We start from the raw sequence: 21,567 nt of genomic DNA, 5'->3' as shown, positions 1-21,567 counted from the left end.
CTCAGTCGCCGATGAGGGCGTCGACGAACGCCTCCGGCTCGAAGGGGGCCAGGTCGTCCGGGCCCTCGCCCAGGCCGACGAGCTTGACCGGGACGCCCAGCTCGCGCTGGACGGCGACGACGATGCCGCCCTTGGCCGTGCCGTCGAGCTTGGTCAGCACGATGCCGGTGATGTCGACGACCTCGGCGAAGACGCGCGCCTGGGTCAGGCCGTTCTGCCCGGTGGTGGCGTCGAGGACCAGCAGGACCTCGTCCAGCGGGCCGTGCTTCTCCACGACGCGCTTGACCTTGCCGAGCTCGTCCATGAGGCCGGTCTTGGTGTGCAGCCGGCCGGCGGTGTCGATGAGCACCACGTCGGCGCCCTCGGCGATGCCCTCCTTGACCGCGTCGTAGGCGATGGAGGCGGGGTCGCCGCCCTCGGGCCCGCGCACGGTGCGCGCCCCGACCCGCTCGCCCCAGGTCTGGAGCTGGTCGGCGGCGGCGGCGCGGAAGGTGTCGGCGGCACCGAGCACCACGCTGCGGCCGTCGGCGACGAGCACGCGGGCGAGCTTGCCGGTGGTGGTGGTCTTGCCGGTGCCGTTGACGCCGACGACCATCACGACGCCGGGGGTGTCCATGCCGCTCTCGGTCTTCACGGCACGGTCGAAGTCGGTGCCGACCAGGGCCAGCAGTTCCTCCTTCAGCAGGGTGCGCAGCTCGGCGGGCGTGCGGGTGCCGAGCACCTTGACCCGCTCGCGGAGCCGCTCCACCAGCTCCTGCGTCGGGGCGACACCGACGTCGGCGATGAGGAGGGTCTCCTCGATCTCCTCCCAGGTGTCCTCGTCGAGGTGCTCGCGCGAGAGCAGCGTGAGCAGCCCCTTGCCGAGCGAGTTCTGCGAACGGGCGAGCCGCGCCCGCAGCCGGACCAGGCGGCCGGCGGTGGGCTCGGGCACCTCGATCTCGGGCGCGGCCGGGACGGCCTCTTCGACGGGGGCCTCGGGGGCCGCTGCCTCCGCCTCGGGGAGCACGACCTCCTCGATGGTCCGGCGCGGCTCTTCGGCCGTCGGCGCGGAGTCCTCCCCCACCTGCGGTTCGGCGGGCGGGGCAGTGATGGTCGGCGTGCTCGGCGGCGCCGTGGGGGGCAGCTGCTTCTTCTTGCGGCTGCTGACCACGAGCCCGCTGATCGCGCCGACCGCGACCAGGGCGATGACTACAGCAAGGATGAGGATTTCCATAACGCTCCCCAGTATCGGCCACGGCGGCCCCGGAGCCCGGACCTCGGCGCCCGTACCGGGCACTAAGCCCCCATTTAGTGTTTTGCCCGCACATCCACGATGATGGACGACTTCCTCCCTCATCACGCCCCACGGAGCAACCGCATGTCCGCTGAGTCAGCTGCCGAAACCCGCGGGCTGGAGCCCGTACCCGACGGCGAGCGCACCGGCCGGGTGCGCGAGCTGGTCCCCACGTGGGTCGCCGCGAACATCAGCGTGCTGCTGCTCACCATGGGCGCGGGGCTGGTGATCTTCAACAAGCTCAACATCTGGCAGGTGCTCGTCGTCGCGGTCGCCGCGCCGGTCGTCTCGTACGGGATCGTCGGCCTGGTCTCCATCGCCGGCAAGCGCGGCGGCGCGCCCGGCATGGCGCTGTCGCGGGCCGTGTTCGGCCAGCGCGGCAACCTCTTCCCCGGCGCCCTGATCTGGGTGGCGCGCTGGGGCTGGGAGACGATCAACGCCGTCAGCGGCGCCTACGCCGTGCTGACCGTCCTCGACCTGCTCTTCGGGGTGCGGAGCAGCACCGCGCTCATCGTCGTCACCCTGCTCTTCTTCGTGGGCTGCACCTTCGTGGTCTCGGGGCTCGGCATCAAGGCGCTGCGCGTCTGCTCGACGTGGTCGACGTACCTCTTCGGCGGCTTCAGCGTGCTCGTCCTCGGCTACCTGCTCTTCACCACCGACTGGTCCGCCGTCTTCGGCAAGCCGGCCGGCTCCACCGCGATGATGGTCGCGGGCATCGGCACCATCGCGGCCGGCGGCATCAGCTGGGTCCCCTCGGGCCCCGACTTCACCCGGTACCTGCCGCGCACCGCCTCCGCCAAGGGCATGGTCGGCGCGACGATCGGCGGCGCGGGCGTGGTCGTCCTGCCGATGGTGCTGATGGGTGCGGTGATGGCGGTCGGCACGCCGGACCTGGCGAGCGCGCAGGACCCGGTCTCCTTCATCGGCGAGCTGCTGCCGACCTGGATCGCGGTCCCCTACCTGCTCATCGCCCTGATCGGGATGCTGCTGATCAACTCGATGTCGATGTACTCCGCCGGCTTCACCGCGCAGACCCTGGGCATCAGGGTGCCGCGCGCCTGGGCGGTCAGCGTCAACGCCGTCATCAGCCTGGTCTTCGGCTTCCTGCTGATGGTGGTGGCGACGAGCTTCTTCGGCTCGTTCATCTCCTTCCTGACCCTGCTGGCCGTGGCGTTCTCCGCGTGGATCGGCGTCTTCGGCGTGGACATGCTGCGCCGCACCTCCTACGACGGCCCCGCGCTGCTGGACACGACCGCGGGCAGCGCCTACTGGTACCGGGGCGGCTTCGCCTGGCAGGCGATGACCGCCTGGGGCGTCGCCCTGGTGGCGGGGCTGCTGTTCACCCGGGTGGACTGGTTCAGCGGGCCGCTCGCCGCCACCTGGATCGGGGAGAACGGCCTCGGCTGGGTGACCGGCATCGCCGTCTCCGCCGCGCTGTACGCCGTACTGCCGCGCACCGCCGCCCCTGCCGTGCCGGGGCCGGGCGCGGAGCGCGAGCCCGCCGGAGCCCTGGCCGACTGACGCAGCGTCAGCTAACGTCCCCCCTCGCCCGCCCCGCCCGCATCCGGCGGAAGGGGCGCACCAGGCGAAGGGGGACCCTTCCATGCCCATCACCGTGGCCCGGTTCAACCTCGTCGACCCGAACGCCACCCCGGAAAGCCTCTCCGCCCGCTACCGGGCGGCGCTGGAGATGGCGCAGTACGCGGACGAGCACGGGATCGACACCGTCCAGACCGAGGAGCACCACGGCACCTCCAACAACTGGCTGCCCTCCCCCTTCGCCTTCGCCGGCGCGGTCCTCGGCGCCACCCGCCGGATCGCGGTCACCGTCTCCGCGATCATCGGCCCGCTCCACGACCCGCTGAGGGCCGCCGAGGACATCGCGGTGCTCGACCTGCTGAGCGGCGGCCGGCTGGTGACGGTGGCGGGCATCGGCTACCGGCCCGAGGAGTACGAGCAGCAGGGCGTGGAGTGGGGCCGGCGCGGGCGGCTCCAGGACGAGCTGCTGGAGACCCTGCTGAAGGCGTGGACCGGCGAGCCGTTCACCTTCCGCGGCCGCACCGTACGCGTCACCCCGCGCCCCTTCACCCAGCCGCACCCGCTGCTCCTGGTCGGCGGCAGTTCCAGGGCGGCGGCCCGCCGCGCGGCCCGGCTGGGGCTGCCCTTCTTCCCCAGTGCGCACCTGCCGGAGCTGGAGGCGTACTACCAGGAGCAGCTCGCGGAGCACGGCACCGAGGGGTTCTGCATGATGCCGGCCGCCGAGACCCCGCTGCTGCACGTCGCGGAGGATCCGGACCGGGTGTGGGCGCGGTACGGCGAGCACTTCCTGCACGAGGCGGGGACGTACGCCTCCTGGCAGTCCGAGGAGATCCGCAGCGCCGTACGGTCGGACGCGCGCTCGGTGGCCGGACTGCGGGCGGAGGGCGTCTACCGGGTGCTGACCCCGGAAGAGGCGGTGGCGTACGCCCGGGGCGCCGGCGAGGCGGGGAACCTGGTGCTCCACCCGCTGTGCGGGGGCATGCCCGTGGAGGAGGGCTGGCGCAGCCTGCGGCTGCTGTGCGAAAAGGTGCTGCCCCGGCTCAGGGACTGAGCCGGGGCAGCACCGCGGAGGAGAGGGGTGGTGGCGGGGAGTGGTTACCCCATCTCCTCCAACGCCTTGCCCTTGGTCTCCGGCACCCACTTGAGGATGAACGGGATCGAGAGCACGGCGAAGACGGTGTAGATGACGTAGGCGCCGGACAGGTTCCAGTCCGACAGGGTCGGGAAGGTGACGGTGATGACCCAGTTGGCGACCCACTGGGCGGCGGCGGCGACGCCGAGGGCGGCCGCCCGGATCCGGTTGGGGAACATCTCGCCGAGCAGCACCCAGACCACCACACCCCAGGACAGGGCGAAGAAGAGCACGAAGCAATGCGCGGCGATCAGCGCGACCGTGCCCTGGGTGTCGGGCATGGAGATGTTGTCGCCGGTGCCGGTCTTGTAGGAGAACGCCCAGGCGCAGAGGCCGAGCGAGACCGCCATGCCGGCCGAGCCGATCAGCGCGAGCGGCTTGCGGCCGATCCGGTCGACGAAGATCATCGCGATCACCGTGCCGATGATGTTGATGATCGACGTGGTGAAGGAGTAGAGGAACGAGCTGGTCGGGTCGATGCCGACGGACTGCCACAGCGAGGAGCTGTAGTAGAAGATCACGTTGATGCCGACGAGCTGCTGGAAGACCGAGAGGCCGATGCCGATCCAGACGATCGGCAGCAGGCCGAAGCGGCCGCCGAGCAGGTCCTTGAAGGTGGACTTGTGCTCGGAGCGCATGGCCGCCTCGATCTCGGCGACGCGCCCGTCCAGGTCGACCTTGGCGCCCTCGACCTCGGACAGCACCTTCTTGGCCTCGGTGGTGCGGCCGACGGAGATCAGGAAGCGCGGGGACTCGGGGATGACGAAGGACATCAGCCCGTAGAGCACGGCGGGGACCACCATCACGCCGAGCATCCACTGCCAGGCCTCCAGCCCGCCGACCTTCCCGCGCTGCTCCCCGTCGGCGAGGTTGAGGATGCCCCAGTTGACCAGCTGCGAGACGGCGATGCCGATGACGATGGCGGCCTGCTGGAAGGAGGCGAGCCGGCCCCGGTACGCGGCCGGGGACACCTCGGCGATGTAGGCGGGTCCGATGACGGACGCCATGCCGATGCCGAAGCCGCCGATGACGCGCCACGCGGCGAGGTCCCAGAGCGCGAACGGGAGGGCCGAGCCGATGGCGCTCGCGGTGAAGAGGACGGCGGCGATCTGCATGCAGCGGATACGGCCGATCCGGTCGGCGATGCGTCCCGCGGTGGCGGCGCCGAGGGCGCAGCCGATCAGTGCGGCGGCGATCACCTGGGCGAGTGCGCCCGATCCGACGTCGAAGCGGTCGCGGATGGCGACGACGGCGCCGTTGATGACGGAGCTGTCGTAGCCGAAGAGGAATCCGCCCATCGCCGCGGCCGCGGTGATGAAGATGACGTGCCCGAGGTGGTCGGGCTGGGACGCGCGTCCGCCGCCGGGCGCCGGTACCTGCGCTGTGCTGCTGGTCAAGGTGTGCTCCGTGGGGGGTCGTGTCCGTTCTCCTAGTGGCGCACAGGTCAATATCGGGCACCACTGGAAGGCGGGAGGCAGCACAGAGCCTATGTGTTCATTTCCTGAAGTCAAGAGGTCATGTGAAGGCCGGAATAACTTCAGGCCAGGGCCGTTGATTTCAGGTTTTGAAGGGTAGGAGCCTTCAGCGGAGTCGCTGGCTGATGACCTTCGAGACGCCGTCGCCCTGCATCGACACGCCGTAGAGGGCGTCCGCGACCTCCATCGTCCGCTTCTGGTGCGTGATGACGATCAGCTGCGAGCTCTCCTGGAGCTCCCGCATGATGCGGATCAGCCGCTGGAGGTTGGTGTCGTCCAGGGCGGCCTCGACCTCGTCCATCACGTAGAACGGACTGGGCCGCGCCTTGAAGATGGAGACCAGCAGCGCCACGGCCGTCAGCGAGCGCTCGCCGCCGGACAGCAGGGACAGCCGCTTGACCTTCTTGCCGGGCGGGCGGGCCTCGACGTCCACCCCGGTGGCCAACATGTCGTCCGGGTCCGTGAGCACGAGACGGCCCTCGCCGCCGGGGAACAGCCGCGAGAACACCCCCTCGAACTCGCGGGCGGTGTCCTGGAAGGCCTCGGTGAAGACCTGCTCGACGCGCTGGTCGACCTCCTTCACCACTTGAAGGAGGTCGGCCCGGGTCTTACGCAGGTCCGCCAGCTGCTCGCTGAGGAACCGGTGGCGCTCCTCGAGTGCGGCGAACTCCTCCAGCGCGAGCGGATTGACCTTGCCGAGCTGCTGGTAGGCGCGCTCGGCCGCCTTGAGCCGCTTCTCCTGACGGGCGCGGTCGAAGGGGCCGGGCCGGTTGCGCGGGTGCTCCGGGTCCGCCGGAAGCTCCTCGCCCTCGGCCGGCGGGGACGGAGGGACCGGCTGGTCGGGCCCGTACTCCGCCACCAGAGCGGCCGGCTCCACGCCCAGCTCCTCCAGCGCCCGCGTCTCCAGCTGCTCGATCCGCAGCCGCTTCTCGGCGCCGAGCACCTCGCCGCGGTGCACGGAGTCGGTGAGCTTGTCCAGTTCGCCCTTGAGGTCACGGCCCCGGCCGCGGGCCTCGCCCAGCTCCCGCTCACGCAGCCCCTTGGCGTGCTCGGCGGCCGTCCGCTCCTGCTCCGCCCGGCCGATCGACACCTCCAGGTGCGCGAGCAGCTGCCGCGCCCCGTCGGCCACGGCCCGGGCCACCCCGGCCTCGTGCCGCAGCCGCTGCCGGCGCCGCTCCGCACGGGCCCGGGCCTCGCGTTCGGCGCGGGCGCCGCGGTCGAGCGCGTCCGCCCGCCCGGCCAGGCCCTTGACCCGCTCCTCGTGGGTACGCAGCTGGAGGCGGGCCTCCATCTCGGTCTGCCGCGCGTTCGCCCCGTCGGCGGCGAGCCGGTCCCGGACCGCGGTGTCGGGCTCGTCCGCCAGCGGCAGCTCCTGCGCCGCCGCGAGCCGCTCCGCGCACTCCTCCACGTCGGCCCGCGCACGCTCGTACGCCTCCTCGGCGGTGGCCGCCGCCCGGGCGCTGCGCTCGGCTTCGCCCAGGGCACCCTTCGCCTGCCCGGCGAGCCTGCCGAGCTGCTGGGCGGCCCCGGCCCGGGCCCGCTCCCCGGCCCGGCGCCGCTCGGCCAGCTCCTCGGCGCGGGCGGCTGCCTCGGCGTGGTGCCGCCGGGCGTCCTCCTCGGTCCCGGCCAGCGCGCGGCACTCGCCGTCCAGCCGCTCCAGTTCCGCCGCCGCCTCGTCCACGGCGGCCTGCACCTCGATCAGGCTGGGCGCTCCCGCGGAGCCGCCGTGCGCGACGTGGGCGCCGAGCACGTCCCCGTCGGTGGTCACGGCGATGAGGCCGGGGCGCTCGGCGACGACGGCCTCGGCCTCCTCCAGACTCCCGACCACGACGTGCTCGCGCAGCACCCAGCCCACGGCCCGCCGCACCTCGGCGTCCCCGCCGACGAACGAAGCGGCCGCCGGGTACCCGCACCCCGCCGCCACGTCCACGACCGCCGCCGCGGCCTCCGGCCCCGCCGGGGCGGAGCCCCGGAGTCGGGCGGGGGCGGGGTGGGAGGCGCCTGCGTGGGCCTGTCCTGGCAGCCCGGCGGCGCCCGCTGCCACGGGGCCCTGCCCCGGGATCAGCGCGGGGCCCGGGGGAGCGATGAGGAACGTCGCCCGCCCCGCATCGGCATCCCGCAGGTGCCGGATCGCCCCCGCCGCCGCCCCCGCGGAGGCCACGGCCACGGCATCGGCGGCAGCCCCCAGCGCGGCGGCCACGGCGACCTCGTACCCCGGGGCCACCGCCACCCGCTCCGCCGCCGGCCCGAGCAGCCCCGCCAGCCGCTCGCGCGCCGCGAGCAGCGCCCCCGTCCCGTCCTTGCGCCGCAGCCCCAGCGCGAGCGCCTCCCGCCGCGCCGACACCGCCGCCCGGGACCGTTCCGCCGAGGTCAGCTCCTCCCGGGCCGCCGCCAGCGCGGCCTGCGCCCCGGTCAGTGCGGCCTTCGCCGCCTCGTACTCCCCCTCCACCGAAGGGTCCTCGAGCCCGCCGACCTCCTCGGCCAGTTCCTCGTACTCCTCCCGCGCTGCCCCCGCCCGGGCCAGCGCCTCGTCCCGGGCCGCCACGAGCCGCTCGACCTCCGCCTGCGCCGCGCCCGCCCGCGACCGGGCCGCCCCGAGCCGCCCCGTCAGCCGGGCCAGCTCCTCACGCCGGTCGGCGATGGCCCGGGCGGCGTCCCGCAGCCGGCGCTCCTCCTCGGCGAGCGCCCGCTCCAGCCCCGCCCGGTGCTCGGCGGTGTCCTCCAGCGCCCGCTCGGCCGCCTCCAGCGCGGCCGTCAGCTCCGCCTCCTGCTCCCGGATCCGCGCGGCCTCCCGCTCCATCTCCTCGGGGTCGCGGCCGCGCCGCTCCTCCTCGGCGGGGGCCGAGGCGCTCCTGACCCGGGCCTCGGCCAGGGACGCCGTCCCGCGCACCCGCTCGGCCAGCTGCGACAGCTCGTACCAGGTGTGCTGGGCCCGCTGGAGCCGGGGCGCGAGGCGGCGTACCTCCTCCTCCAGTCCGGCCTCGCGCCGCAGCGCGTCGGCGAGGTCCCGCTCGGCGGACTCCTTGCGCTCCTTGAGGGCGGCCTCGTCGGCGATCTCCGCGTCGAGTGCGCTCCTGAGGGCGACGAGGTCGTCGGCGAGCAGCCGCAGCTTCGCGTCGCGCAGGTCGGCCTGGATCACGGCGGCCCGGCGGGCCACCGCCGCCTGCCGCCCCAGCGGCTTGAGCCGGCGGCGCAGTTCGTCGGTCAGGTCCTGCACCCGCGCGAGGTTGGCCTGCATCGCGTCGAGTTTGCGCAGCGCCTTCTCCTTGCGCCTGCGGTGCTTCAGGACGCCCGCCGCCTCCTCGATGAAGGCGCGGCGGCCCATGGGGTCGGCGTGCAGGACGGAGTCGAGCTGGCCCTGGCCGACGATGACGTGCATCTCGCGGCCGATGCCGGAGTCGGAGAGCAGCTCCTGGATGTCGAGGAGCCGGCAGGTGTCCCCGTTGATCTGGTACTCGCTGCTGCCGCCGCGGAACATGATCCGCGTGATCGTGACCTCGGCGTACTCGATGGGCAGGGCCCCGTCGGAGTTGTCGATGGTCAGGGAGACCTCGGCCCGTCCGAGCGGCGGCCGCCCCGTGGTGCCCGCGAAGATGACGTCTTCCATCTTCCCGCCGCGCAGGGACTTGGCCCCCTGTTCCCCCATGACCCAGGACAGCGCGTCCACCACGTTGGACTTGCCCGATCCGTTCGGGCCGACGACGCAGGTGATGCCGGGTTCGAAGCGCAGGGTGGTGGCGGACGCGAACGATTTGAAGCCGCGCAGGGTCAGGGACTTGAGGTGCACGCCGCCGGACTCTACCTTTCACGTTCGGTTTCACCCCTGAAGGTGCAGGGCACATCAGACGTTAAAGGAAGCACCACGCGCCCCCGGCGCGGCGGGGCGGCAGCCGTGCGGGAAAGAAGGAGCCGGAGCGGGTCAGGACTCCGGGGAAAGCCCGGGGAAAGAAAGAAGGGACGCCGAGGCGTCCCTTGCAGATCATTCGGGGCTGGAGTCGAACGACGGGTGAGCGCGGACTAGGTGAGCGCAGGCTCCGCCTTGGATACGTCCACGATGCTGTCGAGCACCGAGTCTCCGTGCTGAGCGGCGGCCGCGGTCAGTGCGTCGTTCTCGGACTGGATCCGTCCGAGCTCGGACTCGAGGTCCTGGACGCGCTGCTGAAGCCGTCGCATCTCGGCGAGGAGTCGCGGGTCGGAACCGCCGACGTAACCGAGAAGCGCCTTTGCCATGATGGATGGTCCTCCACACTGAGTGACCGACCGAAGCGGTGTGGGTCGTGAGGGAATCGCACCCGCGGATGTCCGACAGCGACAACCAGTAGCCAGTCACTGCGCGCCTTGTCTTGCTCAAACTGCCTACTGCCAGCACTGCCAAACAGCTCAGGTGCGCGGGGCTTCCAGCGTCTCACCAAAAAGTTTGACGGTCAACACGATCACGCCCCGTATCGGCGGGCGGCCCGGTCCGCGCGAGGGGCGGAGAGATCCGCTTCGCCTCCGAGCCTTCCACGGATGTCCGGCCGCGGCAACGCCTCGGCGGCGAATGCGCAGATCCGACCGGGTGCGGACCTTCCGGAGGCCTGATCCGTCCCTGACCGGTCGCTCGCTCACCGGATCTCGAAGCCGTCGTAGCCGCCGCGCGGTGTGCCCCAGATCTCTGTCACTCCGTCCACCCGGCCGGGCGTGTCGGAGGAGCGGAGCCAGTCCAGCAGCCGGTGGCAATTCTCACGTTGACCTTCCGCCACCACCTGCACTCGGCCGTCGTCGAGGTTGAGCGCGAAGCCGGCCACTCCGCCGATCTCCAGAGCATTGGCCCTGGTGAACCAGCGGAAGCCCACTCCCTGTACACGGCCGCGCACCCAGGCGGTCATGCGGACATCTTCATTCATGCAAGAACGCTAACCGGGCAAAGGGTTTCGCAGCACGTCACCCCCCTGGGCCCATGGGCTACAGTCCCCCACCAATGACTCACCCGTTCGGGTGAGCAAACGTTGATCTTGCAAAGGGAAGGCACGGCACCCATGGGACGCCACCGACTGCACGCCGCACCTCGGCGCGGCGCCAAGCGCACCGCCGTGCGTACCGGGCTGCTCGGCGGCGCGGTGGCGGTGGCCCTCGGTACGGCGGCCGTGACGACCGGGTTCGTCCCGGTCGGCGGCTCCTTCCCGTACGTCGGAACGGGCTCCGGCGAGAAGACCGAGGCCCGGGCCGAGCCCTCCCCCACCCCCGCCGGCGGCGGGGCCGAGCAGCCGAACGGCCTGGCCAACCTGTCGGGCCGGGCCTCCGCCGCCCCCGAGGCGAGCGCGTCCCGGACGGCCCCCTCGGCCTCCCCCAGCCCGTCCGCCCCGCCCTCCCCGTCGGCGTCACCGTCGGCGTCCCCCTCGCCCTCGGCCTCTCCCAAGGCCCCGGCGAAGAGTGCGGCTCCGGCCGCCCCGAAGCCCGTGGCCCCCAAGCCCGTGGCTCCCGAGCCGGTCGCCCCGAAGCCCCCGGCGGCGCCGAAGCCGCCGGCCCCGCCGGCGACCGACGGGCACTCCGCCGAGGAGGCAGAGGTGCTCGCACTGGTGAACCAGGAGCGCGCCCAGGCCGGGTGCGTCCCGGTGCGGGCGAACCCGCCGCTGGCGGCGCTGGCCGGTGCCTTCAGCAAGGACATGGCTGTACGGGGCTTCTTCGACCACACCGACCCGGACGGGAACACTCCGTGGCAGCGGGCCCAGAACGCGGGCATCTCCGGCATGGGCGGCGAGAACATCGCGCGCGGCCAGGGGGACGCGAAGTCGGTGATGCAGGCCTGGATGAACAGCCCGGGCCATAAGGCGAACATCCTCAACTGCGAATTCCGCACCCTGGGCGTGGGCGTCCACTTCGCCTCGGGCGGCCCCTGGTGGACGCAGGACTTCGGCTTCTGACGGCCCGGCCGCCCGGGGGCTTCCCGGGCCGACACGGGGATGTCCGGGCCGCCGGGGAGCTCCCGGCCGGCCGCCGGAGCGGCGCGGCGCTCAGACCGCGGCCACCGCCAGGGCCGCCCGGCCCGCCAGGACCACGCGGGTGTGCTCGGCGACGCGCCGGCCGAGGTGCTCGGCGGTGGCGATGTCGGCCTTGTGGACGCCCTCCGGACCCTCGTCGGAGTTGGTCTGGGCGGCCGCGCCGGAGGAGAAGCCGAGGCGGTTGAGGTCGAACTCGGTGCCGGCGGTGGAGTTCCAGCCCGGCTTCAGACCCAGGTTGACCCAGCTCATGCCGTGCTGCGAGGCCAGCATCTGGAAGTACTGCAGGGTGTTCAGCTTGTCGCCGGCCTTGGAGGCGGAGTTGGTGAAGCCCGCGGCGACCTTGTCCTGCCACGCGTCGCCGAACCAGCGCTTCGAGGTGGCCTCGGCGAAGACGTGGAAGGCGCCGGACGCGGTGCCCATGTAGGTCGGCGAACCGAAGATGATCGCGTCGGACCCGTCGAGCAGGTCCCACTCGGCCTCGCCGATCTCGTCGACCTTGATCAGGTGGACCGTGGCCCCCGTGGCGGCGGCGCCGGCCCGGACGGCCTCGGCGACGACGGCGGTGTGGCCGTATCCGGAGTGGTAGGCGATGGAGACGACGGGGGTGGCGGTGTGCGCGGACATGGCTGTTCTCCTCAAGAGCGTGGGGGGCGGCGCGGTGCGACCGGCGCAAAGCGACGCTGAGGAAAGGTAAGCACTAACTTTTAGAAAGCGCAAGCAGAAAGTTAGCGCTCCCTCGGAGTACGCTTGTCGTATGCAGAAGCCCGCCTGTACCGGAGCCCTCCCGGCCGACCTGGCCTTCGACGTCTTCGCGCGCACCTGCCCCTCGCGGGAAACCCTGGAGCACGTCACGGGCCGCTGGGGAAGCCTCACCGTGGGCGCGCTGCGCGAGGGCCCGTGCCGCTTCAACGAGCTGCGCCGCCGGGTCGAGGGCGTGAGCGAGAAGATGCTCTCCCAGACCCTCCACGCCCTGGAGCGCGACGGCATCGTCCACCGCGAGGCGCAGCCGACCAACCCGCCCCGCGTGGACTACGAGCTGACCCCCCTGGGCTGCGAGGTCGCCGACCGGCTGCTCGCCCTGATCCACTTCGTGGAGGGCAGCATGGCCGAGGTCATCGCCTCCCGGGAGTCCTACGACGCCGCGCGCGGCGGCCGCTGACAGCGCGGGCAGAAGAAGCTGGACCGGTTCATCCACGCCCGCCGCCGCATCGGCGTACCGCAGCGGCGGCATGGCTCGCCCTCGCGCCCGTACGCGTCGAGGGACCGGTCGAAGTAGCCGGACTCGCCGTTCACGTTGACGTACAGGCTGTCGAAGCTGGTGCCGCCGACGGCGAGGGCGGCGTTCATGACCTCCCGGACATGGGTCAGGAGTTCCGCGCTCCGGGGGCGGGTGAGGGTGGCGGTGGGGCGCTCGTAGTGCAGTCTCGCGCGCCACAGTGCCTCGTCGGCGTAGATGTTGCCGACCCCGCTGATCAGCGACTGGTCCAGCAGCGCCCGCTTGACGGTGGTGCGCTTCGCGCGGAGCGCCAGGTGGTAGGCACCCTCCTCGAAGAGCGGGTCCAGCGGGTCGCGGGCGATGTGCGCGATCACGTCCGGCAGCCCCTCGGCGCTGCCGGGGACGGTCTCGTGCAGCGAGAGCCCGCCGAAGGTGCGCTGGTCGACGAAGCGCAGCTCGGTGCCGGCGTCGTCGGCGAAGCGCACCCGGATCCGCAGGTGCTTCTCGTCGGGGGCGCCGGCCGGCTGCACCAGCAGCTGCCCGCTCATCCCGAGGTGGCCGAGGACGGAGAGCTCCCGCCCCTCCAGGGGCAGCCACAGGTACTTCCCGCGCCGGCGGGGCACCCCGATGGTCTGGCCGGCCAGGCGCGCCGCGAAGTCGGGGCCTCCCGCCAGGTGCCGGCGTACGGCCCGGGGGTGGAGCACCTCGACCGCCTCGACGGTCCGCCCGGCCACCCAGCGCTCCAGGCCGCGCCGCACCACTTCGACCTCGGGCAGCTCGGGCATGGGTTCCTCCTGGACGGGGGCGAGGACGACGGGGAAACAGCGAACCCCGCCGCACCGGGATGCGACGGGGTCACTGTAGAAGAAAGCGGTCAGACGCCCGGCGCCGGGTCGGCGGGAGCCGGCGCCCCGTCGACCTGTGCCGGTGCGGCGGCGGCAGCGGCCTCCGCCGCCTTCCGCTCGTCCGCGGCGGCGCGGATGCCGCGCCAGGCGGACTCCGCGGCCTGCTGCTCCGCTTCCTTCTTGCTGCGGCCGGTGCCGGTGCCGTACGAGACACCACCGACGCGGGCGGCAGCAGTGAAGGTCTTCTCGTGGTCCGGGCCCGTCTCGGTGACCAGGTACTCCGGTACGCCGAGCCCCTCGGCGGCGGTGAGCTCCTGGAGACTGGTCTTCCAGTCGAGGCCGGCACCGAGGTTGGAGGACTTCTCGATGAGCGGGTCGAAGAGCCGGTGGACCAGCTCCGAGGCCGCGTCGAGGCCCTGGTCGAGGTAGACCGCGCCGATCACCGCTTCAAGGGTGTCGGCGAGGATGGAGGCCTTGTCCCGGCCGCCCGTGCCCTCTTCACCCCGGCCGAGCCGGATGAAGGAACCGAGGTCGAGGCCACGCCCGACCTCCGCCAGCGCACGAGAGTTGACCACCGCGGCCCGCAGTTTGGCCAGCTGGCCTTCGGGCAGGTCGGGGTGGGTGGTGTACAGCGTGTCCGTGACCACCAGGCCCAGCACGGAGTCCCCGAGGAACTCCAGGCGTTCGTTGGTGGGCAGACCGCCGTTCTCGTACGCGTAGGAACGGTGGGTCAGCGCACGCACCAGAAGGGCGGACTCGAGTCGGTACCCGAGCCGCCCTTCCAGAAGCGTGTGGGACGAGGCCGCGTTGTTACTGTCTGCCTGCTTCTCAGCGTTGGACAGCTCAGACATTGCGCCTCTCACCAGCCGCTCAGACCTCGAGGACCTGGCGCTTGTTGTAGGTGCCGCAGCTCGGGCACGCGATGTGCTGGAGCTTCGGCTCCTGGCAACGCTCACACGAAACCAGGGTGGGGACCGCAGCCTTCCACTGCGACCGGCGGTGGCGCGTGTTGCTGCGCGACATCTTCCGCTTCGGAACAGCCACGGCTACTTCTCCTGCTTCTCGGCGGCGCTCTGAACGTCGTCAGATGCAGTGCCGCTCATGTTGTCCTTCTCGTCGTCCTGATCGGTCACGACGAGTTCCTGCAAAGCCGCCCAACGGATGTCGACGGCGTCGTGGTGGTGCTCCGGGTCGTCGTTCAGGCTGAGCCCGCAATCGGGGCACAGTCCGAGACAGTCCTCCCGGCACACCGGCTGCATCGGCAGTGCGAGCACCACCGCGTCACGCAGCACGGGTTCGAGGTCGAACAAGCCGTCCTCGAGGAAGAGCGTGTCCTCGTCGTCCTCGGCGTCGTCGGCCGGCTCCGCCTTTGCGCGGCCCCGGTCGTCGGCGTCAGGGTACGAGAACATCTCCTGGAAGTCCGCCTTGAGCTCGCGCTCGACGGTCTCCAGACACCTTACGCACTCCCCCACGGCCGACGCACGGACGGTGCCTGTGACAAGCACCCCTTCCATGACCGACTCCAGGCGGAGGTTGAGCTTCATCGGGGCGCCCTCCGGCACTCCGATGACGTCGACGAGACCGAAGTCCGCCGGCGTCTCGACCTCGCAGGACAACCGCTGCATGGCACCAGGACGCCGACCCAGCTCGTGCGTGTCGAACACGAGGGGGTTGCGGTGGTCGAGGCGGGTGTTCAGGGTCGTTCCTGCTTTCACAGATCGCTGAAGATCAAAGAATGGTGCGCGTATCCCGCACGTACGGGCAGCACGGATCGCGGTGCATACGCGCGACCGAACAGCCAGGATACCCGGCCCTTCGCTCTGAGCCCAATCCGGGCCTAGCGCCCCTGTTCGTACTGGCGCAGCTGGTCGAGGTTGATCATGCTCGTGTCGAAGAAGCTCGTCTCGTCGAGCGCCGGCTGCCGGGGGTGCTGCGGCTGCTGCGGCTGCTGGTACGCGGCGTACGGGTCGGGCTGCTGGAGGTAGCCGCCGTACGGGTCCGGCTGCTGCGGGTAGCCGGTGTAGGCGTCCTGGTAGGCGTACGCGTCCTGCTCGGGGTGCTGGGCCGGCTGCTGGGGATACGGGGCGGCGTAGGAGGCGGTGTACGTGTCGTACACCGGCTCCGGCTGGGCGGGGACCGGCAGCGGCTCCGGCCCTGGGTCCGCCAGTCCGGCGAGGAAGTCCGCGTCGCTCGAGGGGCGGGCCCCCTGCGCTCCGGCGGCGTCCTGCGCGGCCATGTGCGCGCCGAGGTCGTCGGTGGGGACCCGGCCCAGCAGCTTCTGGCGGCCCCGGCCGACGGCCTCCAGGGTCTTGGCGAGCACCGCCTCGAAGGTGGCCAGCTTCCGGTCCACGTACGCGTCCGCCTGCTCGCGCTGCGTCCGCGGGTCGGAGCTGCGCTCGGGGGCGTCCGTGTCCTCGAAGGCGTCGTGGCCCTGGCCGTCCGGGCCGGGACCGCGGCCCAGCAGCTTCTCCCGGCCGCGGTCGACCGAGCCGATCGTCTTGCTGAGCACGACCTCGAAGTTGGCCAGCTTGCTGTCCACGTAGTCGTCGGCCTCGGCCCTGATCTCCGCGGCCTCGCGGCGGGCCTCCGCCAGGATCCGGTCCGCCTCGCCCTGCGAGCGGCGGGCGATCTCGGTGTCGGAGATCAGCGAGCTGCGCTGGGCGTGCGCGGTCTCGATGATGCGCTCCGCCTCCCGGCGGGCCTCCTCGACCAGCTGCTCCCGCCCGCCGATCAGCTCCCGGGCCTGGGCGAGCGAGCCGGGCAGGGCCTTGCGTACCTCTTCGAGCTGCGCGAGGAGCTCCGCACGGTTGATCACGCAGGAGGCCGACATCGGCAGGGAGCGGGCGCCGCCGACGGCCGCGACGATCTCGTCCAGCTTCTTCTGTACGTCCATGGGGGGCTCGCGCTCTCTTCGCCTCGGACTGACGGGACGACTGTAGGGCCACCGGGCGGACGCGGGGGACGGGCCGGGAAAGCTCAGCCCGTCCGTCGTGGGGTCACTTGGCGCGCAGCCGTTCGGTCAGCGCCGCGTGCACGGGCGCGGGCAGCAGGTGGGCGACGTCGCCGCCCCAGGTCGCGACCTCCTTGACCAGGGAGGACGACAGGAAGCTGTAGGTGGGGATGGTCGGTACGAACAGGGTCTCGACGCCGGACAGGCCCCTGTTCATCTGGGCCATCTGGAGTTCGTAGTCGAAGTCGCTGACCGCGCGCAGGCCCTTGACGATGGCCGGGATGTCCCGCTGCTTGCAGAAGTCGACGAGCAGGCCGTGGAAGGCCTCGACCTCGACGTTGCCGTAGTCGGCGGTCGCCTCGCGGATCAGCTCGATCCGCTCCTCGACGGTGAACAGCCCCTGCTTCGACTTGTTGATCATCACGGCGACGTGCACGACGTCGTACAGCCTCGCGGCGCGTCCGATGACGTCGAGGTGTCCGTTGTGGATGGGGTCGAAGGACCCCGGACAGACCGCGCGGCGCAACTGAACTCCCTCGTTCATGAGTCTTCGCTGGTGGAGGCGGCGCGACCGTACCAAAGCGTGCCCTCGCCGTACTTCCGCGAACGGAGCGGCTCGAAGCCGTCGGGCCACGGGAAGGCGCCGCTCCTGGTGCTGCGTTCCACGGTGACCAGTGCATCGCCGGTGAGCCAGCCATTGGAGCGGAGTGTGATCAGGATCTCCCGCAGTTCCCCGTGGTCCACGGCGTACGGCGGGTCGAGGAAGACGATGTCGTACGGCTCCCCGTGCGCCGGGACCGCGACGATCTGCTCGGCCTTGCCGGCCCGGAACTCGGCGCCGGGCAGGCCGACCGCCTTGATGTTGTCCCGGATGGCCTTGGCGGCCTTCGCGTCGGGCTCGACCAGCAGCGACCGCTCGGCGCCGCGGGAGAGGGCCTCCAGGCCGACCGCGCCGGAGCCCGCGTACAGGTCGAGCACCCGGGCGCCCTGCACGCCGTGCAGGGACTCCCAGGTGGAGAAGAGCCCTTCGCGCATCCGGTCGGAGGTCGGGCGGGTGCCGGTGCCGGGCGGCACGGCCAGCCGTCGCCCGCCGGCGGTGCCGGCGATCACGCGGGTCATCTGGGGTCCTTCGGTGTTCGGGGGCTACCACGGGCACCCCCATTGTCATCCCTTCTCCAGGTACTGCTCCCGCTCGGTGTCCAGCAGCGCGCCGAGGGCGGTGCGCAGGCCGGGGAGGTGCTCCAGCTCTGGGTCGGCGGCGACCACGCGGGCGGCTTCCTCCCGGGCCTGGGCGATGACCTCCTCGTCCTCGATGACGGCGAGCATCCGCAGCGAGGAGCGCACGCCCGACTGGGCCTGGCCGAGGACGTCGCCCTCGCGGCGCTGTTCGAGGTCGATCCGGGAGAGTTCGAAGCCGTCGAGGGTGGCGGCGACGGCGGCGAGCCGGGCGCGGGCGGGGCTGGCCTCGTGCATCTCGCTGACCAGCAGGCACAGGCCCGGTGCGGAGCCCCGGCCGACGCGGCCGCGCAGCTGGTGGAGCTGGGAGACGCCGAAGCGGTCCGCGTCCATGATCACCATGACGGTGGAGTTGGGGACGTTCACCCCGACCTCGATGACGGTGGTGGCGACCAGCACCTTGACCTCGCCGGCGGCGAAGCGGCGCATGACGTCGTCCTTGTCGGCGGGGTCCATCCGCCCGTGCAGGACTTCGACGGCGAGCCCGGCGAGGGGTCCGCGGCTGAGCTGCTCGGCGATCTCCAGCACGGCCAGCGGCGGCCGCTTCTCCGCCTCGTCCTCCGCGGAGGCCTTCTTCTTGCCGGCCTCGTCCTCGCCGTCGCCGATCCGCGGGCACACCACGTACGCCTGGTGGCCGTTCTCCACCTCCTCGCGGACCCGCTCCCAAGCGCGGGTGAGGAAGTGCGGCTTGTCCTTGGCGGGCACCACGTGGGTGGCGATCGGGGAGCGGCCGGCGGGCAGCTGGTCGAGGACGGAGGTCTCGAGGTCGCCGAAGACGGTCATCGCCACGGTGCGCGGGATCGGGGTGGCGGTCATCACCAGCAGGTGCGGTGGCTGCTTGCCCTTGGAGCGCAGGGCGTCGCGCTGTTCGACGCCGAAGCGGTGCTGTTCGTCCACGACGACCAGGCCGAGGTCGTGGAACTGCACCTTGTCCTCGATGAGCGCGTGCGTGCCGATGACGACGCCGGCCTCTCCGGTGACCAGGTCGAGCAGGGCCTGGCGGCGGGCGGCCGTGCCCATGGAGCCGGTGAGCAGGACCACCTTGGTGCCCTGGTCGGAGCCGCCCAGCATCCCGCCTTCGGCGAGTTCGCCCATCATCTCGGTGATCGAGCGGTGGTGCTGCTGGGCGAGGACCTCGGTGGGGGCGAGCATCGCGGCCTGTCCGCCGCAGTCGACGACGGCGAGCATGGCCCGCAGGGCCACCATCGTCTTCCCGGAGCCCACTTCGCCCTGGAGGAGGCGGTGCATGGGGTGGCTGGTGGCGAGGTCATCGAAGATTTCGCGGGAGACGGTCTGCTGGCCTTCGGTGAGGGTGAAGGGGAGTTTGGCGTCGAAGGCGTCCAGGAGCCCGCCGGGGGCGGGGCGGCGGGCGACGGCCGGGAGCTGGGAGTCGGCGTGCCGGCGGCGGGCCAGGGCGACCTGGAGGACGAAGGCCTCGTCCCACTTCAGGCGTTGGCGGGCGTCCTCGACGTCGGCCTTGGTGGCGGGGCGGTGGATCTTGAGCAGCGCCTCGGTGAGCGGGACCAGGCCGCGGCCCTCGCGCAGGGCGGGCGGCAGCGGGTCGACGGCCTCCTGGGCGCTGGGCAGTACCGCGTCCACGCACTTGGCGATCTTCCAGGACTCCAGCTTGGCGCAGGCGGGGTAGATCGGGATCAGCTGGTTGGCGAAGGCGGTGGCGGCGTCCCGGTCGGAGGCGTCGGCGCCGAGGGGCTCGTAGGCCGGGTGCGCGAGCTGGAGCTTGTGGTTGAAGCGCGACACCTTGCCGGCGAACATCGCGCGGCTTCCGGGGAGCAGCTCCTTGTGCGGCTTGTGGACGCCGGCGCCGAAGAAGACCAGCTGGAGGCGGCCGCTGCCGTCGGTGATGGTGACTTCCAGGCGCTTTCCCCCGCCGCGGCTGCCCTGGTAGGTCATCAGGCGGGCGTCGGCGACCTGGGCGACGACCGTGACGTGCTCGTCGAGCTGGTCGGCGAGGTCCGCCAGCGACGTCAGCTCACCGCGCTCCGCGTACCGCCGGGGGTAGTGGTGGAGCAGGTCCAGGGCCGTGTGCAGGCCGAGCTGCTCGGCCAGCACCTTGGCGGTGGCGGGGCCGAGGGTCTTCTTGAGGTCTTCGTCGAGCGCGGGCACGTGTTCCATTGCACACCATGCCTGTGACAAGGCTGCTATTCGACTCCGATGAGCAGGGGCGCGCAGTAGCGCCCGCCGCGGTAGGTGACCGTGTCGACGGCCAGGTGCGCGTGCTGGACGTACGCCTCCAGGTGCGCGGCGAGGGTGTCGGGGACTTCGGGTCCCAGGACGAGGGTGACCAGTTCGCCGCCGGAGCCGAGCATGCGGTCCAGGACCGCCTCGGCGGTCTCGGGCAAGCCCGCGCCGATGACGGCGACGTCGCCGTCGATGAGCCCGAGGACGTCCCCGGCCTGGCAGATCCCGGCGGAGGTGAAGGACTGCCGTTCGGCGACGGCCAGTTCCCCGTAGCGGGTGGCCCCGGCGGCCGCGGTCATGGCGACGACGTCCTCGTCGAAGCTGCCCTCCGGGTCGTGCACGGCGAGGGCGGCCAGGCCCTGGACCGCCGAGCGGGTGGGGATGACGGCCACCCGTACCCCTTCCGCGCGCGCCTGTTCGGCGGCGGCCGCGGCGGCGGCGCGCAGCTCCGGGCAGCCGGGCAGCAGGACGACCTCGCGGGCGTGTGCCCGGCGGACGGCGTCGAGCAGCTCTGCGGCGGCGGGCTGCTCCCCGGGGCGGGCCAGCACGGTGGTGGCGCCGGCCTCGCCGCACAGGGTGGCCAGCCCCTCGCCCGGGACGACCGCGACCACGCCCCGCTGGGCGCGGGGGGCGGTGGCGCGGCGGCGCTGGTCGCCGAAGTGGGTGATGCGGATCCGGTGGGGCCGCCCGGCGACGACCCCGGCCTCGACGGCGGCGCCGGGGTCGTCGACGTGCACGTGGACGTTCCACAGCCCGTCGCCGCCGACGACCACCAGGGAGTCGCCGAGCGCGTCGAGGGCGGTGCGCAGCGCGTCGACGGCCTCGTCGGAGGCCTCCAGCAGGTAGACCACCTCGTACGCGGGGCCGTCCTGCCCGTGCTCGCACGGCTCGGGGTCCAGCGGTACGGGCAGGGGCACGGCGGGGCCGCGTACGGGCTCGGCGGCGGGTTCCCGGCCGGACAGCGCCTGCCACAGGGCGCCGAGTACGGCGACCAGTCCGCAGCCCCCGGCGTCGACCACCCCGGCCTTCCCGAGGGCGGGCAGCTGCCCCGGGGTCTCGGCGAGGGCCGCGCGGGCCCCGTCGTAGGCGGCGCGGGCGACCTCGGCGGCGGTGGCGGCGGTCCCGGCGGCGGCCGCGGCGCGGGCGGCGGCCGCGGCGACGGTGAGCATGGTGCCCTCGACCGGGTGCGCGACGGCCCGGTAGGCCTCCTCGGCGGCGCGGGTCAGGGCCCGGGCGAGCAGCGGGCCCGAGGCGCGGCCGGCGGGGCCGGCGCCCAGGACGTCGGCGACTCCGCGCAGCAGCTGGGCGAGAATGGTCCCGGAGTTGCCCCGGGCGCCTATGAGGGCGCCGTGCGCGTAGGCCCGTACGGCCGCGGCGAGGGTGGCGGGGGCCGCTGTGCCTTCCGTCACCCCGGCGAGGGACTCGTCCAGGGCCCGGGCGGCGGCTTCGGCGGTGAGGTAGAGGTTGGTTCCGGTGTCGGCGTCCGCGACCGGGTAGACGTTGATCGCGTCGATGTCCTCGCGGGCCCGGCCCAGTGCGGCCAGGGCCAGCGAGCTCCAGGTGCGCACCGCGTCGGCGTCGAGGGTGTGCGGGCCAGGCTCGTGGGCCACCGGGCGTTCCTCCTTGTGCGGGCCGGGGTTCACCGCAGGGTAACGAAGGGGGGCCTCCGCTTCGGGCGCCCGGGGCGGAGGTGTGCCCCGTCATGGTAGTTTTCTCGGACC

General features: G+C 72.6%; 18 protein-coding genes and 1 pseudogene. 4 read left to right on the top strand and 15 right to left on the bottom strand.

What is annotated here, in order from left to right; all coding sequences use genetic code 11:
- Nucleotide 1: 1 nt before the first annotated feature.
- Complete coding sequence (gene ftsY, locus ACZ501_RS32185; protein WP_362455042.1) at nt 2-1,213, bottom strand: signal recognition particle-docking protein FtsY; 1,212 nt, start codon at nt 1,211-1,213, stop codon at nt 2-4.
- Nucleotides 1,214-1,357: 144 nt separating this feature from the next.
- Here ftsY and ACZ501_RS32180 point away from each other — a divergent pair, with 144 nt between their 5' ends.
- On the top strand, nt 1,358-2,794 hold the full coding sequence (locus ACZ501_RS32180; RefSeq protein WP_468800152.1) for a cytosine permease: 1,437 nt from the start codon (nt 1,358-1,360) through the stop codon (nt 2,792-2,794).
- Between the two features lie 82 nt (nt 2,795-2,876).
- Nucleotides 2,877-3,863: an LLM class flavin-dependent oxidoreductase gene (locus ACZ501_RS32175; protein WP_361610035.1), complete on the top strand. Its 987-nt coding sequence runs from the start codon at nt 2,877-2,879 to the stop codon at nt 3,861-3,863.
- 44 nt (nt 3,864-3,907) lie between these two features.
- Here ACZ501_RS32175 and ACZ501_RS32170 read toward each other — a convergent pair whose 3' ends face one another.
- The 4 genes from ACZ501_RS32170 to ACZ501_RS32155 form a co-directional block, all read right to left on the bottom strand.
- Nucleotides 3,908-5,341, bottom strand: coding sequence for a sugar porter family MFS transporter (locus ACZ501_RS32170; protein ID WP_468800150.1), 1,434 nt, complete (start codon nt 5,339-5,341; stop codon nt 3,908-3,910).
- 184 nt (nt 5,342-5,525) lie between these two features.
- On the bottom strand, nt 5,526-9,206 hold the full coding sequence (locus ACZ501_RS32165; protein ID WP_468800148.1) for an AAA family ATPase: 3,681 nt from the start codon (nt 9,204-9,206) through the stop codon (nt 5,526-5,528).
- 230 nt (nt 9,207-9,436) lie between these two features.
- Nucleotides 9,437-9,649, bottom strand: a complete 213-nt coding sequence (locus ACZ501_RS32160) for a hypothetical protein (protein ID WP_361605137.1) — start codon at nt 9,647-9,649, stop codon at nt 9,437-9,439.
- Between the two features lie 374 nt (nt 9,650-10,023).
- Nucleotides 10,024-10,305 carry an acylphosphatase gene (locus ACZ501_RS32155; RefSeq protein ID WP_361605140.1) on the bottom strand — a complete coding sequence of 94 codons (282 nt, stop codon included), beginning with the start codon at nt 10,303-10,305 and terminating at the stop codon, nt 10,024-10,026.
- Nucleotides 10,306-10,437: 132 nt separating this feature from the next.
- On the opposite strand from ACZ501_RS32155, the gene ACZ501_RS32150 reads away from it, so the two are divergent.
- Nucleotides 10,438-11,322: a CAP domain-containing protein gene (locus ACZ501_RS32150; RefSeq protein WP_361605143.1), complete on the top strand. Its 885-nt coding sequence runs from the start codon at nt 10,438-10,440 to the stop codon at nt 11,320-11,322.
- Nucleotides 11,323-11,412: 90 nt separating this feature from the next.
- Here ACZ501_RS32150 and ACZ501_RS32145 read toward each other — a convergent pair whose 3' ends face one another.
- Nucleotides 11,413-12,024, bottom strand: coding sequence for a flavodoxin family protein (locus ACZ501_RS32145; protein ID WP_361605146.1), 612 nt, complete (start codon nt 12,022-12,024; stop codon nt 11,413-11,415).
- 130 nt (nt 12,025-12,154) lie between these two features.
- On the opposite strand from ACZ501_RS32145, the gene ACZ501_RS32140 reads away from it, so the two are divergent.
- Nucleotides 12,155-12,559: a winged helix-turn-helix transcriptional regulator gene (locus ACZ501_RS32140; RefSeq protein ID WP_361605149.1), complete on the top strand. Its 405-nt coding sequence runs from the start codon at nt 12,155-12,157 to the stop codon at nt 12,557-12,559.
- Here the strand turns inward: ACZ501_RS32140 and mutM are convergent.
- The 9 genes and pseudogenes from mutM to ACZ501_RS32095 form a co-directional block, all read right to left on the bottom strand.
- Nucleotides 12,532-13,401 (bottom strand): bifunctional DNA-formamidopyrimidine glycosylase/DNA-(apurinic or apyrimidinic site) lyase, encoded by an 870-nt coding sequence (mutM, locus tag ACZ501_RS32135; RefSeq protein WP_361605152.1) that lies wholly within the window; start codon nt 13,399-13,401, stop codon nt 12,532-12,534. The genes ACZ501_RS32140 and mutM overlap by 28 nt on opposite strands.
- 89 nt (nt 13,402-13,490) lie before the next feature.
- Nucleotides 13,491-14,312: a ribonuclease III gene (rnc, locus tag ACZ501_RS32130; protein ID WP_361605155.1), complete on the bottom strand. Its 822-nt coding sequence runs from the start codon at nt 14,310-14,312 to the stop codon at nt 13,491-13,493.
- 19 nt (nt 14,313-14,331) lie between these two features.
- Nucleotides 14,332-14,505 (bottom strand): 50S ribosomal protein L32, encoded by a 174-nt coding sequence (gene rpmF / locus ACZ501_RS32125; protein WP_003965982.1) that lies wholly within the window; start codon nt 14,503-14,505, stop codon nt 14,332-14,334.
- Nucleotides 14,506-14,507: 2 nt separating this feature from the next.
- Entirely contained in the window at nt 14,508-15,158 is a 651-nt protein-coding gene (locus ACZ501_RS32120) for a YceD family protein (RefSeq protein WP_361605187.1), read from the bottom strand.
- A 140-nt stretch (nt 15,159-15,298) separates the two neighbouring features.
- Entirely contained in the window at nt 15,299-16,354 is a 1,056-nt protein-coding gene (locus ACZ501_RS32115; RefSeq protein ID WP_468800146.1) for an ATP synthase F0 subunit B, read from the bottom strand.
- 103 nt (nt 16,355-16,457) lie between these two features.
- Nucleotides 16,458-16,937, bottom strand: coding sequence for a pantetheine-phosphate adenylyltransferase (coaD, locus tag ACZ501_RS32110; protein ID WP_361605190.1), 480 nt, complete (start codon nt 16,935-16,937; stop codon nt 16,458-16,460).
- Between the two features lie 14 nt (nt 16,938-16,951).
- Nucleotides 16,952-17,536 (bottom strand): annotated as a pseudogene (gene rsmD / locus ACZ501_RS32105) (16S rRNA (guanine(966)-N(2))-methyltransferase RsmD); the annotation flags it as partial.
- A gap of 39 nt (nt 17,537-17,575) precedes the next feature.
- On the bottom strand, nt 17,576-19,780 hold the full coding sequence (recG, locus tag ACZ501_RS32100; protein ID WP_361605162.1) for an ATP-dependent DNA helicase RecG: 2,205 nt from the start codon (nt 19,778-19,780) through the stop codon (nt 17,576-17,578).
- Between the two features lie 26 nt (nt 19,781-19,806).
- Nucleotides 19,807-21,456 carry a DAK2 domain-containing protein gene (locus ACZ501_RS32095; protein WP_468800144.1) on the bottom strand — a complete coding sequence of 550 codons (1,650 nt, stop codon included), beginning with the start codon at nt 21,454-21,456 and terminating at the stop codon, nt 19,807-19,809.
- Between the last annotated feature and the right edge of the window lie 111 nt (nt 21,457-21,567).

Source organism: Streptomyces sp. NPDC034085 (assembly GCF_055575555.1).
This window is presented reverse-complemented; position numbering and strand designations above follow the sequence as displayed.